This is a genomic window from Mycolicibacterium sp. 624 (assembly GCF_040548615.1).
Taxonomy (GTDB): Bacteria; Actinomycetota; Actinomycetes; order Mycobacteriales; family Mycobacteriaceae; genus Mycobacterium.
Map to the genome: position 1 here is coordinate 1,073,185 of NZ_JBEPRZ010000001.1, position 13,246 is coordinate 1,086,430.

Consider the following 13,246-nt stretch of genomic DNA (forward strand, 5'->3'; position numbering starts at 1 on the left):
AACCCCTTCTGAGCTGCCCTATCGTGTGTCTCATGAATGACGTCACGACACTCGACACCAAGTTCCACCACCTGCTTCAGGAACAGGTCCGCGCCGAGTTCACCGCGTCTCAGCAATACATTGGGATTGCGGTCCACTTCGACGGCGCAGACCTCCCGCAACTGGCCAAGCTCTTCTACGCCCAGGCGGTCGAGGAACGCAATCACGCGATGATGCTGGTGCGCTATCTGATGGACCGCGGCGTCGAGGTCGAGATCCCCGGCATCGATCCCGTGCGGAACTCATTCGACTCACCACGCGAGGCACTTCAGCTGGCGCTCGACCTGGAGCGCACCGTCACCGAGCAGCTGACGCGACTGGCCGCGGTGGCCCGCGATGAGGGCGACTACCTCGGCGAGCAGTTCATCCAGTGGTTCCTCAAGGAGCAGGTCGAGGAGGTCGCCCTGATGAGCACGCTGGTCCGCGTCGCCGACCGCGCTGGCGTCAACGTCTTCCACCTCGAGGACTTCGTGGCACGCGAGATCGCCACGGGCACCGCAGATCCGTCGGCGCCAAAGGCCGCGGGCGGCAGTCTCTAACCCGCTCTAGGTGCCTCAGGGCTCCGGCTGATCGAGGCCGGCTCCGGTCAAACCCTCGTTCAGCCAGCCCTTGGTTCGTCCTGGATGGTTGGTGGCGACCCACGCCACACCGACGTCGCGGCAGTATCGAACGTCCTCGTAGTGATCGACCGTCCAGCAGTACAGCGCCCTGCCGTTGGCGGCAGCGCGATCCACCAACTCCGGGTGCTCGCGCAGTGTGGCGATCGAGGGACCGACGGCCGTGGCGCCGACAGTTGTCGCTGCACTACCGCCGAGGTAGCGCGATGTCTCCCCGAGGAGCACCGTCGGCAGCATCGGTGCCGCCCTGCGGATGCGCCACACGGCCGCCGCCGAGAACGACATCACCACGGCGCGGGACAAATCCGCCGACGCGGGCGACGCGATGCCGTAACGGTGCAGGATGGCCAGCACCTTGCTCTCGACGAGCGCGCCGTACCGCACCGGGTGCTTGGTCTCGATGAAGAGCTTGACGGGCCGGTTCCAGTCCAGCACCAGCGCGATGAGGTCATCGAGGGTGAGCAGGCCGGTGTCGCCGATCCCGGCACCCGCCTTATTGCTGGAATGCCATGCGCCGTAATCGAATTCGCGCAGTTGCGCCAATGTCATATCGCTGACCAGGCCAGTGCCCGTCGACGTCCGGTCCACCCGGCGGTCGTGCACACAGACCAGATGGCCGTCGCGGGTGAGCCTGACATCGCACTCAACACCGTCCGCACCTTCACGCAATGCCAGCTCGTAGGCGGCGATGGTGTGCTCGGGGCGATCCGCGGAGGCACCACGGTGCGCGACCACGAAGGGGTGGCCACCGAGGGTGCCGTCGCCCGAGTTCACGAGGCTAGGCCACCGGTTCCCGCTGCCGAGGCGGTGCCGGTACCTCCGACTGTTCGTCGGGGACGCTGTCTTGTTCGGGGGCGCTCTCCTGCTCGGGGGCACTGTCTCGCTCGGTGGCTCTGTGGTGCCCGGGGACGTTGCCTTGCTCGTCGGGGACGATCACCCACCTCTTGGCCGGCCGGTCGACCGGCTTCGCCTCGAAACCGAGGAACACCCGTCCGGCGAGCACGAGTGCGGCCAGGCCCGCGAGGTAGGCGATGATCGTGGTGACGGTGTTGTCGGCGATGCCCTGGGCGTCCCGGGTGAAGCTGGTCGCCACCGACCACACCATCAGTGCCGTGCTCAGCACCCAGACACACCACCAGACCGCGATGTCACGACGCAGCCTCGACAATCGGCCCTCAGCGCGCGCCAACTCGATGACGTAGAGCGGCGCCAGCAGCAGGTTGGCCACCGGTATCACACACCCGGCGAGGATCTCCCAACCCGACCGCGGGTCGGTGGCGCCGTTGAGGGCGTAGGCCGCCGCGCGGCGCGCTATCAGCCAGTTCGTCAACACCACCGCGCTGGCGACCACCGCGAACGAGGCCAGCACGCTCAGCGCGACGCCCAGCCAGGTGGCCACGCCTGCCACCAGCGGATGCAACAGCATCGACCGATTCACCAGCAGCAGCACATACCGGACCAGGTGGATGAACGCGGCCAGTGCGAGGAGCACACCGGTGACCAGCAGGACGGTCCGGACCATGCTGACCGAGGGGCCGCTGCGCGCATCTGCGGCGTCGGCGGCGTGCTGATCGAGCGAATCGAAGTGATCCACCAGGCCCCAGCGCGGTATGACGGAGTAACGCGGGGTGGGCCCCAAAGGCTGCGGGCCGCGGCGCGGCGCAGGCGCGGCACCGGGGCGAACCGCGATCCATCGGAACCCCTGGGGAAGCCTCGCCGGTGCGCCACCCGCACTCGGGGTGGGCCGCTGACCCCACTGCTGCTCTGCTGGATCAGTGGTGGGTGCCTGCAGGGTGCCTTGGCACCGGGGGCACCAACTTCGCTGACGGTCGCGAACGTTCCACCGCGTGCCGCACCGCGAACAGACCTGGATCACGCGACCAGCCTACGACCCTCAGACCGTGCCGACGCCGCCGTCGTCGGTGACCACAGGCCGGCCGAGTCCGGCCCAGGCGAGCATTCCACCGCTGACGTTGAGCGCTTCGTACCCGTTGCGAACCAAATACTGCGCAACACGTTGCGATCGGCCTCCCGCGTGGCACACCACATACAGCGTCGCCCCGTTGTCGATCTCGGCGAGGCGAGCGGGCACCTCACCCATCGGGATGTGCTGCGCACCGGCCACGTGACCGCGCTGCCACTCGTCGTCCTCGCGAACGTCCAGAAGAACCACCGACTGGTCAAATGTCATCGGAACGTCGGCGACCTCCGCCTGCCCGACCTCGACGTCATCCATCAACCTCGTCCGATCCGGCCACCAGGGGCCTCATCCTCTGCGGATCCCGCGGTTGCGATCCGTCCCAACCATGCTGGCATGCGCGACGGGCGCACGCACCCGCGTCTCCTAGCAATGGTTGGACTATCCACAGTTTCCACAGGTTCATCCACAGGCCGGCGAAAGCCCGAACACGGCCTGAACCGCGGAATCCGTCGCGCATCCGAAATTGACTGTGGATAACCGGACCCACTCACGGGCCGGTGATCAACAGGTGATCAAGCCGGTGAGCGAACATGGCGGGCACGACGGAGGAACTCGAGGACTTTCGCGCACCGTGGTCGCATCTCGCTCCTCCCCTGAATAGCCCCCGTAGCCGCCGCCGAAACTGGCCGATCCGCGACCCCCGGAGGGCGCGTGGAACGCGATTTTCACGGTTGGGCAACCGGGGGCTATGATCGTCGTCACCAACGCAGGCTGTGACAGATCTCACGCGAGGGACAATATTGATCGTGCTGGTCAGGAGTTCGTGATGGCATCTCACCCGCTGGGCCCGAATCCGGCCATGCCCCCATCCGAGTGGAACTCCTCCGCGCACGTCTACACGCGCAGCCAGTTGATGGCTTTCATGCGAGCAAGCGTCATCGCACTCGTCCTGCTCGGCGTACTCGCACTCATCATCCTGTTCTAACTCCCCCCGGCCCGGGTACACGTTCGGTACGCGCACGCGTCCTTGCGGTGCGCGCAGGCATGGAGCAAGGTGGACAGCGATCTTGAGGGATGATCTTGAGGGACCGAATCTTGCGGATCTCTTGTAGGACCACGCTCCATCGAAACACCGCGCTCCACCGAAACACCTAGGGAAGGAAACCTGTGGCTGAGTACACATTGCCGGAGTTGGATTACGACTACGGTGCGCTGGAACCGCATATCTCCGGTCAGATCAACGAGATCCACCACAGCAAGCACCACGCCACCTATGTGAAGGGGCTCAACGACGCCATCGCGAAGCTCGATGAGGCGCGCGGCGAGGGCGACCACGCCGCCATCTTCCTCAACGAGAAGAACCTGGCCTTCCACCTCGGTGGCCACGTCAACCACTCGATCTGGTGGAAGAACCTGTCGCCTAACGGTGGCGACAAGCCGACGGGTGATCTGGCCGCGGCCATCGACGACCAGTTCGGCTCGTTCGACAAGTTCCGGGCGCAGTTCACCGCCGCCGCCAACGGCCTGCAGGGTTCGGGGTGGGCCGTGCTGGGCTACGACAGCCTCGGCGACCGGCTGCTCACCTTCCAGCTGTACGACCAGCAGGCCAACGTGCCGCTCGGCATCATCCCGCTGCTGCAGGTCGACATGTGGGAGCACGCCTACTACCTGCAGTACAAGAACGTGAAGGCCGATTACGTCAAGGCGTTCTGGAATGTCGTCAACTGGGAGGACGTTCAGAACCGGTACGCCCAGGCGACCTCGAAGACCAACGGGCTCATCTTCGGCTGACCCGACCCACAGTTCCTCTGCAGAAGGGCGTCGTGCGCATCGCGCACGGCGCCCTTCTCGCGTGTGCGCACATTCGCGTCGCGCTGGCAGTCGTGTCCTCTTGCGTGCCAGCCACCCCTGCCGCATGCTGACGGGATCGACCCACAGCCGTGTCGGGGCAGTCGCCAGGCGCCGAGAACGGAGGCGATATGGATACGGGTTCCGGCAAGGCCGTGGAGATCTCCCCCTTCCACTCGGGTGGGTCTCTCAAGGGTTTCGTGGTCTCCGGCCGTTGGCCGGATTCGACCAAGGAATGGGCCCAGCTGCTCATCGTCGCCGTCAGGGTCGCGTCACTTCCCGGGCTGCTGGCGACCACTACCATCTTCGGTGTTCGCGAGGAGCTGCCCGACGCACCTTCGCCCGGCACCGTCGGACTGGTCCTGGCCGAGGGTCCGGTGATAGGTGAGTTCGCCCTCCCTCCCGGATATTTCGCCGACCATCAACCGCCGGCGCTGCTGATGCTTCATCCTCCTTCGGAGACGACGCCGTCGCTGCCCGAGTGCAGCGGCGCCGCATCGGGGTGCGTTCTGCTGCCCGGGCTGCCGCACCTCGGCCTGGAGCACCGCGCCGCATGGGTCGAGGCCGAGTCGGACGGCACCATCACATCGATGATCAGTCGGGTGGGCGTCGATCCGATCAGTCACCCGGACACCGCGATCCTGGCGATGCTGCTCGCGGCATAGCGCCACCGCCGCTCGTCGCCAGAATCAATGTCCGAGGGGATTGGTTACCCGGACGCGGGACGGGCACCGCGCGCCGCGGCCATCGGGCGACCCAGGCCAGCGCACGACGGCCGCAGATACAGCTACTGCGTGCAGGAACCGTTAAGTTCGTGAGCAAATCACGACCCGGGGATCGAAGTCGCCGCAGTTCGGTAGCCGGGAGTGCACCAGGGGCCACCCCAGACCCAGTCGTCGCAGCCGTCGAGGTTGGCAAAACAACTCGCGCGTCAGTATTTGCTTGCACTCGTCCCATGTCGTCCGGAACGGCGCCCAGAAAAGCCGCAGCTAGATGGCTTTCCGGCGGGTCCCGCCGAAGGGCGGCAGCGAGTTTTCGGTGGTTTGCACTTGGCGGCAGTGCTATCACTCGCTACGATGATCAGCAAATACGTCCAGATAGACGCCCGCCTGTAACGCTAAGTGGAGGATTCACGATGAGCATGACGTTTGCCGCCCGGCTAAACCGCCTCTTTGACACGGTTTACCCGCCCGGACGCGGCCCGCACACGTCGGCCGAGGTGATTGCTGCACTCAAGGCCGAAGGCGTCACGATGTCGGCGCCGTACCTGTCGCAGCTGCGTTCAGGCAACCGGACCAACCCGTCGGTCGCCACCATGGCCGCACTTGCCAACTTCTTCCGCATCAAGCCCGCTTACTTCACCGACGACGAGTACTACGAGAAGCTCGACAAGGAGCTGACGTGGCTCGCCGGTATGCGCGACGAGGGCATCCGACGTATTGCGGCGCGTACCGTGGGCCTGTCCCCCGAGGCCAAGCAGGACCTGGTCGAGAAGGTCGACGAACTCCGTCGTCAAGAGCACCTGGACGATTAGCCCGCCGGGTGCAGACTGTTGCACCTGGCGAAAATTGACTGCCGCGTTATTTATTGCGCGGCAACCCCGACTGCCTGATCCAGCTTTCTGTACTCATCGGCGATGGCCAGGATCCACTCGCGGTCGGAATACCCCGATGGTTGACGCAGCCAAGTGGGACCGGGGAACTTCGAGTTTGCCGACTCACGTGATGCGCCACGCCCATCGTGTATCCACTCGGCCACTCGACGTGCCTGCAGCTCGGGTGATGCCGTCTCCGGGTCCACGTCGTCATACGCGCCCCGCATCGGCGTCTCATTCGCCTGCCCGTCCTCGAGGACTTCCGTCGCCTCCAGGTAGAGCGCGTCGGAGATCAGCGACATCTGCTCAGCGACGCGGAACAGCAGCGGGCCGCGTGGACGCACGCCGATGCCGATATTGGGATGCCGCACACTGAGTTCGCTGAGCAGCGGCTGGATGGTCTTCAGTTCACGGCGGGCCCCGAACCAGTCCTCGATGCTGGGCAGCAACGAGCCACCGGCCACCACCAACATGGCGCACCCGAGAAGTGTTGCCGCCGAGCCCACTCCGACGAACCGCGTGTTGCCCACGGCGCGGAGCAGGAAGAACGCGCTCGCCAGGACGATCAGGGCGATGCCGAGCGTGAACAGGAACAGGGCGCGGCCCCGTCGCGTGCGGTTGGAGTGCCGGACACCCGCCCATGCCACCAGCGTCAACGCCAGAAGCACGTAGAGCAGCGGCAGGAGCCACGACATCCCGGTCCCACCGGCCCCGAGGTTGCGCCGCAGGTATTCCTCAGGCGCCATCTCCGGTTGTTGCGGCGAGGTGAAGAACGTCAGCAGCGACAGCGCCGCGATGACCAACGCGACGGAGTACTGCACGATCGCGATCCGCCGTATCTGAGCCGGCTTTCGACTCGACGACGCCGACGTGATCATCACGCAACTTCCGGCCGCACAGGCGATCAACGCCACCTGGCTGAACACCATGGACACGTTGGGCCACCGCAGCAGGCTGTCGATGAGCAGCGTGAGCGGCTGCCAGTTGAGGGCGGCGACAGTACCCAGGCTGCCCAGCGCGAGGATCATGGCCGCGCTGACGAGCGACTGCTTGTTGACCAGTGCCCAGCCGATGCGCAGGCCCGTCGCCAATCCGAGGAGACCGGCGATCACCCAGACGATCAACCAAACGCCTCTCCGAGCCGGACCTGGACGATCGACGAACGGTCGGACGGTAGCCGACCGAGTCGATAGATGAGCAGCGCCGCGAAGTCCTCGGCCTCCTGCTCGGCGTCCTCGCCGCTGGGGCCCATACATCCGGTGCGCTGGTTCAGCATGTAGCCGATGAGATCGCTGCTGGCGAGTTCGACGTTGTCACGCGCGGCTTCGACGATGGAGATGCCCTCATGGCCGAGCACCAGGTGGCCGAGTTCGTGGGCGAGCGTGCGATCACCGGCAGGCAGTCCCCGCTGGATCAGGAAGACGTCGTGGTCGACGTACTGACGCCACTGCCCGCACACCCCAGACGGCAGATCCGCCATCGTCAGCTCGATGGGCCGGGCACGCGATTCGGCGACGGCCTGCACCAGACGATTGAGTGACACCTCACCTCGTCTCGGGGCGAGGTCGAGTACCTCGTTGACAGCGCGCGTCACGCGGCGGCTGGCGGGCAAGTCGACCCCCTCTCAACGAGTTCACTAGGACGTGTCTACTCCCGCACTGGCAGGTGAGGGAGGTCAACCCATGAAGCGCGCCGGGCCCCCTGCACGGACGGCTCGGCCGGCTCGGGCCTGGCGGTATCCGATCAGACCTCCGGCACTCGTCAGGACGAGGATTCCGGTCACTCCGGGCACGGCGACCGCTGCGACCTCGCCCATTCCGGCGGCCCGCAGGTAATCGACGTAACCCATCCGATATGTCGGTGCAGCGAGCAATTCGTTACTCGCCGGGGATGCCGGGGGCGATGTCTGCTGCTTGACGGGCGGCGGCGCAGTCACATGCCTGGGCGGATCCGGGGCCACCACAGGCGGCGGCACGGCGGGCGGGGTGAACCGCGGACCCTCGGGCACGGCCGTCCCCGCACCCCTACTGCCACCGCCCGCACTCATGCCGACACCAGCGTTCGGGCCCGGCGAGACGAACAGGGGCAGGGTGCTGGCGGGTGGGAACGGTAGGTGCGACGCGGCGGTCGCGAGACCCGTGACTGCCGCCTCGATCAACGGCTGCGCGATGCCGTTGATCTCATAGAGTATTTGCACGGGGATCTGCAGCAGTAGCGGAATCGGGCCGGCGGGGTACTCGGGCGTCTCTCCATTGCTACCCGGCGTCGAGCCCCAGCCCCACCACGACCAGGGCAGGCCGGACACCTGTGCCACTTCACCGCTGGGTGCCTCGACGCGCTGCTCCGACAGCGCACCGAGAAGCAGTGCGGGGTCCAGCGCCGCCGGATCGACGGGCTGCGGGGCGGTCGGTGCGGGGTGGTTGAGAGACTCCGCGGCCCGCCGTAGGGCATCGCCGATCGGATTCGATGCGGCGGCGCCAGCCCCGTCACCGGTGGCCTCGCCTGTCCCGTCGCCGATGATCTCGCCGGATCCGTCACCGATGACCTCGCTGGATCCGTCGCCGATGATCTCGCCGTCGACTGGGGCGCCCTCTTCAGGCTTGCCAGAACCGACGTCATCTGTCGGCTCAGCATTATCGGACACATCGTCGGACACTTTGCCGGGTTGTCCGGTTCCAGTGCTGCCGGTGGGGCCACCCGGTGGCGTCGAGGCCTCTTCGCCGGTGCGGCCGTTCCCGACCTTGGACGGGGGCTTCGATGGATGACCAGAAGTACCCGTGGATCCCGTTACACCACCGGCTGACACACCCGGGGTCGTCGTCGGCTCGGCTTTCGTGGGGCCCGGGGACTGCCCCGTGGGGCTTCCCTCGGTATTGCCCGAGGTGGCGCCGCCGCCTGCAGCTGCCCCACCATCGTCAGGATTGGCAAACGCCAGCGATGCGCTGCCACCAGTCACGAGCAGGCCAGACGCCATCAGGCACGCAGCCGCGGCGATACGTGCTCTCGAAGCCACGGGTTCCCACCTCTCACGGCACGGTCTATTGGCGAACACTCGTCCAACAGATTGTCGCACAAGACCGCCGATCTGTTTGCTGGTGGAACGAATTCGATCATTCGCCCGGGGCCGGAGCCAAGGCGCTTCCCATTCGGCGATAGTGTGAGCCAAACCAGCGCAGCCACAATCGCAGGTTCTCGACTAATTGACCGGGAGGCAGCCGGGATGGGCCTGTTCAAGCGACGTAAGAGCCGCGCCACACGCCGAGCCGAGGCCCGCGCCATCAAGGCCAAGGCGAAGCTGGAGGCTCGGCTGGGCGCCAAGAATGACGCCCGCCGCATCAAGAACGAGGCCAAAAGCCAGACGACCGCCATCAAGGCAGGGCTGAAGGCTCAACGCGAGAGCGACCAGGCGGCGTTGAAGGTTGCTGAGACCCAATTGAAGGCGGTCCGGGAGGGCAAGCTGCTCTCCCCCAGCCGAATTCGCCGGGTGCTGACGATCTCGCGGCTTCTGGCCCCCGTCGTGGTCCCTATCGTCTACCGCGCCGCGATCACCGCGCGTGGCGCCGTGGATCAGCGTCGCGCCGACAAACTGGGCGTGCCACTGAGCCAGATCGGCCAGTTCTCCGGGGTCGGTGGCGCACTGTCCGCGCGTATTGCGGGTGCCGAGCAGTCGCTGCGCAAGGTCGCCGAGAAGAAGCCCAAGGACGCCGAGACCAAACAGTTCGTCGCAGCGATCACCGATCGCCTCGGTGACCTGTCGGCCGCCGTTGCCGCGGCCGAGAACATGCCAGCCGCGCGTCGCCGCGCCGCCCACACCGCCATCGCGGACCAGCTCGACGGTATCGACGCCGACCTGATGGCCCGGCTCGGCTTGATCTGAGCATCCCGTGACGTCCCGCGCTCAGACGCCCGCAACGCGGTTGCGTGGGGGTGCGGCCGGAATCCTCACCGCGGCCCTGGCCGCGGTCGGTCATGCCGCTGCGGGTGGTGGCGCGCCGTCGGGTGCAGCGGTGGTCCAACTCACGCTGCTCGCGGTGGCCGTCGGAGCGTTCGCAGCCACCGTTCGTGGCGCCGACCGTTTCATCGTGTTGGTCGCGGTGATGACTGCGGGCCAACTGCTCGCCCACGTCCTGCTGTCGGCCGCGAGCCACCACCACAGCGGCACGTCGACCGCGGTGATGCTGGCGGCGCACGCTGCCGCCCTGGTGATCGTCGCAGCGCTGGTCACGGTCGGCGAGTACCTGTGCCGCGTCATGTCGCGGGCGGTGCGCAGTGTCACCCCGCCACCGCGGGGGCCGGCGATCGCCGCGTCCGCCGTGGTGTTCCAGCGGTGCGATCATCCGTTGCGATCCGCAATTGCTCTCGCCTCGTCGCTGTCTCATCGCGGGCCACCGGTCACAGCCGCACGCTGACCGATCCCCCGACACACACGACCAGAAGGCAGTCACACCAATGCGATCCCAACTGCGCGCGTCCTCGCGCGCCCTCTTGGCGGCCGCCGTAGCCGGCGCCGCCCTTTCGATCACCGTTGCGGCGGGAGCCCCGCCCGCCTCGGCTCACGTGCACGTCGACGCCGCCAATCCGGCGCCCGGCAGCACCACAGTTCTCACCTTCCGCGTACCCGGCGAATCCGATGGCGGCGCACTCACAACTCAGTTCAGCGTCACACTTCCCGACGTTGCGTCGGCACGCACCGAGGTGATGCCGGGATGGACGGCGCGCCTCGACCGCGACGCCAGCGCAGGCACCGTCCGATCGGTCACCTGGACCGCAAGCCCCAACACCGGCATCGCGGGCGATCAGTTCGCACTGTTTCGGGTGTCGGTGGCACTTCCCGATCAGCCGTCGGTGACGCTGCCCGCCGCGCAGACCTATTCCGACGGCAAGGTGGTCCGCTGGGACCAGGCTCCGTTGCCCGGGGGCGGTGAACCGGAGTACCCGGCGCCGGTGCTTGCCCTGACCGGAACCGACGAGGGTGGACACGACCATCCGGCACCGTCCGTCGCGCCGTCGACCGCCCCGCCCGGGGCACCCGACGTCGCGGTGACCGCAACGCCCCAGGAATCGGCCAGCACGGGCGATGACACCGCCCGCTGGTTGGCCGGTGGCGCGCTCGTTCTGGCCGCCGTCGCGGTGGTTGCGTCGCTTCTGCGACGGAAGTCGGCATGATCCGGCGCGCACTAGCGGCCACCCTGGCCGGGTTGATCATCGCCGCGCTGAGCCTGATGGGCGCGGGGACCGCATCCGCGCACGCGGCACGCATCGCCGCTGAACCCGCTGCAGACGCCGTCCTGGAGACAGGTCCGCCGCGGGTGGCCGCCACGTTCAACGAGGCGCTGCAGTCGAATTTCGCCGGCATGACGGTGGTCGGCCCCGACGGCAACATGTGGTCGACGGGGCCCGTCGAGGTGTCGGGCGCCGTCGCGAGCGTCGCGATGCTGCCGTCCGGACCAGCCGGCGTCTACACGGTGAACTACCGCGTCACCTCGGCAGACGGTCACGTGGTGTCGGGCTCGTGGTCGTTCCAGGTGACCGTCGCGGGCACCGGTTCGCCCGGACCGGCGGTGGCGCAACAACCCGCAAACGGTGCCGACGGCGGAGTGCCGGTATGGCCATTCGTCGCGGTGGCCGCGGTGATTGTCGGTGGAGGCGCGTGGTGGGCGGTACGACGCAGGTCGTGATGCGCTGGCGCACGGTGGCCGGCGGTGCCGCCGTTGTCGCTGCCGCGGCGGCACTCGCCTGGGCGCTGGCCTATCCGCAGAGCCCGTTCGGATTCACCCTGGCACGCGCTGTGGTCGATGTTGCGGCGGTGCTGACGCTCGGCCTCGCGGTGGTGCCGTGGCTCGACGTCGAGCGGTACCGCCGCGAGCTCGCCGAACGGGCCGTCGGTCCGTTGATCGTCGCGGCGGCGGTGTGGGCCGTCGCCGAGTTGGTCCGGCTGCCGCTGTCCGCGGCTCAGGCTGCGGGCGTGCCGGTACTGCAGGTGGGCGCCGCAACCACCGTCGACTTCGTCATGGACACGGCAGCGGGCAGGTCGGGCCTGGTGTGTGCGGCCGCGGCAGTGGTGGTGTGCGTCGCCGCCATCGCGCCACGCACCCCGGCGACGTCGGTGATCATCGCGGGGGCGGCGGCCGTCGGGCTGACCGGGCGGACGCTGGTCGGCCACCTGTCGGCCGACGAGTGGGGTGGCATGGCGGTCGCCGTCCACGCACTGGCCGCCGCGGTGTGGTGTGGCGGCTTGGCGGCGCTGGTCCTCACTGTCGACCACCGCGGTCAGTGGGCACGCGTCCTGCCGCGCTTCTCCCGCATGTCGGCGGTGTGCGTCGCGCTGCTGGTGGTGGCCGGCATCATCGGGGCGGTCGTCGCGCTGCGGGCGCCCGCCGAGCTGTGGTCGACTGGCTACGGGCGGCTGTTGTCGGCAAAGATCCTGCTCACGGCGGCGCTGACGGTGCTCGCGTGGCGCAATCGGACGGTGTGGCTGCCCGCGGCACGGACGCATCGCTCGACCGCCGCGGTGTCTGGGCTGAGGTCGCGAATCGAATTGGCGGGGATGGCCGTAGCGCTGACGCTGGCGGCGGCGCTGGCGGTCACGGGTTAGCCGCCCGAGGCCAATGGCATGATGGAGTCCACTGCCGACCGCGCGCCGTCGACCGTTGGACGAGAACTGCAAAGGAGCAGCTACATGGCAGACCAGCAGGATCGCCCGGAGGACAACTCCGAGAGCCGACCCGCCGATCAGCAACCTCCTGCCGCCGCGACCCCACCACCGCCTGCTGCCGCGCAACCTCCGGCGAAGGCTCCTGCCAAGAAGGTTCCCCCGGCCAAGGCGCCGGCGAAGAAGGCAGTTCCGGCCAAGGCACCTGTGAAGAAGGCCGCCGCGAAGAAGGCCCCCGCCAAGGCCGCCAAGAAGGCACCGGCGAAGAAGGCCCCGGCAAGCCCTCCACCGCCCTCGGCGACCTCCCCGGCAGCCACGGCCGCTGCCGCTGCTGACACCAACGGCGGCCGCCCGGAAGTCAACACTGCGCGGGAGGCCGCGAAGGAGACTGCCGCACAGGCGAAGTCGACGATCTCGACCGCTCCCTCCATACCGCTTCCCGTGGCCCCCGGGCCGCAGTCCTCCCGGCTGCCGGTGGCCGCGGCCATCGCCGCGGGTGTGCTGGCGATCCTCGTCGTACTGCTGGTACGACGCGGATCCGACGACGACTGACACCGCAGCCTTGACCCTGACGC

17 protein-coding genes are annotated in these 13,246 nt (G+C 67.9%); 11 read left to right on the top strand and 6 right to left on the bottom strand.

Translation table 11 applies throughout. The features are described from left to right. The first annotated feature begins 32 nt into the window (after positions 1-32). Positions 33-578, top strand: coding sequence for a ferritin (locus ABIA65_RS04875; RefSeq protein WP_241402510.1), 546 nt, complete (start codon positions 33-35; stop codon positions 576-578). 15 nt (positions 579-593) lie between these two features. On the opposite strand, the gene ABIA65_RS04880 is transcribed toward ABIA65_RS04875, so the two are convergent. From ABIA65_RS04880 to ABIA65_RS04890, 3 genes are read right to left on the bottom strand one after another with little or no spacing between them, the layout of a single operon-like run. Further along, complete coding sequence (locus tag ABIA65_RS04880; RefSeq protein WP_354522813.1) at positions 594-1,430, bottom strand: glycerophosphodiester phosphodiesterase; 837 nt, start codon at positions 1,428-1,430, stop codon at positions 594-596. 4 nt (positions 1,431-1,434) lie between these two features. Beyond that, entirely contained in the window at positions 1,435-2,532 is a 1,098-nt protein-coding gene (locus ABIA65_RS04885) for a DUF4328 domain-containing protein (RefSeq protein ID WP_502919517.1), read from the bottom strand. An 18-nt stretch (positions 2,533-2,550) separates the two neighbouring features. Beyond that, entirely contained in the window at positions 2,551-2,892 is a 342-nt protein-coding gene (locus ABIA65_RS04890) for a rhodanese-like domain-containing protein (protein WP_241402507.1), read from the bottom strand. A gap of 511 nt (positions 2,893-3,403) precedes the next feature. Between ABIA65_RS04890 and ABIA65_RS04895 the strand changes: the two genes are divergently transcribed. The 4 genes from ABIA65_RS04895 to ABIA65_RS04910 all read left to right on the top strand — a co-directional run bounded on the left by ABIA65_RS04895 (position 3,404) and on the right by ABIA65_RS04910 (position 5,959). Then, complete coding sequence (locus ABIA65_RS04895; protein WP_241402506.1) at positions 3,404-3,562, top strand: hypothetical protein; 159 nt, start codon at positions 3,404-3,406, stop codon at positions 3,560-3,562. Positions 3,563-3,744: 182 nt separating this feature from the next. Further along, positions 3,745-4,368, top strand: a complete 624-nt coding sequence (locus ABIA65_RS04900) for a superoxide dismutase (RefSeq protein ID WP_241402505.1) — start codon at positions 3,745-3,747, stop codon at positions 4,366-4,368. Between the two features lie 188 nt (positions 4,369-4,556). Then, positions 4,557-5,090 (top strand): peptidase, encoded by a 534-nt coding sequence (locus ABIA65_RS04905; protein ID WP_241402504.1) that lies wholly within the window; start codon positions 4,557-4,559, stop codon positions 5,088-5,090. 470 nt (positions 5,091-5,560) lie between these two features. Further along, a complete protein-coding gene (locus ABIA65_RS04910) occupies positions 5,561-5,959 on the top strand; it encodes a helix-turn-helix domain-containing protein (RefSeq protein ID WP_241402503.1) in 399 nt (132 codons plus the stop codon). Between the two features lie 50 nt (positions 5,960-6,009). Here ABIA65_RS04910 and ABIA65_RS04915 read toward each other — a convergent pair whose 3' ends face one another. The 3 genes from ABIA65_RS04915 to ABIA65_RS04925 all read right to left on the bottom strand — a co-directional run bounded on the left by ABIA65_RS04915 (position 6,010) and on the right by ABIA65_RS04925 (position 9,032). Further along, positions 6,010-7,143 carry a hypothetical protein gene (locus tag ABIA65_RS04915; protein ID WP_241402502.1) on the bottom strand — a complete coding sequence of 378 codons (1,134 nt, stop codon included), beginning with the start codon at positions 7,141-7,143 and terminating at the stop codon, positions 6,010-6,012. Continuing rightward, complete coding sequence (locus tag ABIA65_RS04920) at positions 7,140-7,631, bottom strand: ImmA/IrrE family metallo-endopeptidase (RefSeq protein ID WP_241402501.1); 492 nt, start codon at positions 7,629-7,631, stop codon at positions 7,140-7,142. The genes ABIA65_RS04915 and ABIA65_RS04920 overlap by 4 nt, the downstream gene beginning before the upstream one ends. A 63-nt stretch (positions 7,632-7,694) precedes the next feature. After that, entirely contained in the window at positions 7,695-9,032 is a 1,338-nt protein-coding gene (locus ABIA65_RS04925; protein ID WP_354522815.1) for a hypothetical protein, read from the bottom strand. Between the two features lie 207 nt (positions 9,033-9,239). On the opposite strand from ABIA65_RS04925, the gene ABIA65_RS04930 reads away from it, so the two are divergent. The 6 genes from ABIA65_RS04930 (at position 9,240) to ABIA65_RS04955 (ending at position 13,223) form a co-directional block, all read left to right on the top strand. Then, positions 9,240-9,896: a DUF6474 family protein gene (locus ABIA65_RS04930; RefSeq protein ID WP_354522816.1), complete on the top strand. Its 657-nt coding sequence runs from the start codon at positions 9,240-9,242 to the stop codon at positions 9,894-9,896. A gap of 7 nt (positions 9,897-9,903) precedes the next feature. Beyond that, positions 9,904-10,428 (top strand): hypothetical protein, encoded by a 525-nt coding sequence (locus tag ABIA65_RS04935; RefSeq protein ID WP_354522817.1) that lies wholly within the window; start codon positions 9,904-9,906, stop codon positions 10,426-10,428. 40 nt (positions 10,429-10,468) lie between these two features. Further along, a complete protein-coding gene (locus ABIA65_RS04940; protein ID WP_354522818.1) occupies positions 10,469-11,185 on the top strand; it encodes a YcnI family copper-binding membrane protein in 717 nt (238 codons plus the stop codon). Further along, positions 11,182-11,697: a copper resistance CopC family protein gene (locus ABIA65_RS04945; RefSeq protein ID WP_354522819.1), complete on the top strand. Its 516-nt coding sequence runs from the start codon at positions 11,182-11,184 to the stop codon at positions 11,695-11,697. The genes ABIA65_RS04940 and ABIA65_RS04945 overlap by 4 nt, the downstream gene beginning before the upstream one ends. Continuing rightward, positions 11,673-12,614 carry a CopD family protein gene (locus ABIA65_RS04950; RefSeq protein WP_502919518.1) on the top strand — a complete coding sequence of 314 codons (942 nt, stop codon included), beginning with the start codon at positions 11,673-11,675 and terminating at the stop codon, positions 12,612-12,614. The genes ABIA65_RS04945 and ABIA65_RS04950 overlap by 25 nt, the downstream gene beginning before the upstream one ends. 84 nt (positions 12,615-12,698) lie before the next feature. Beyond that, positions 12,699-13,223, top strand: coding sequence for a hypothetical protein (locus tag ABIA65_RS04955; protein WP_354522820.1), 525 nt, complete (start codon positions 12,699-12,701; stop codon positions 13,221-13,223). The last annotated feature ends 23 nt before the right edge of the window (positions 13,224-13,246 follow it).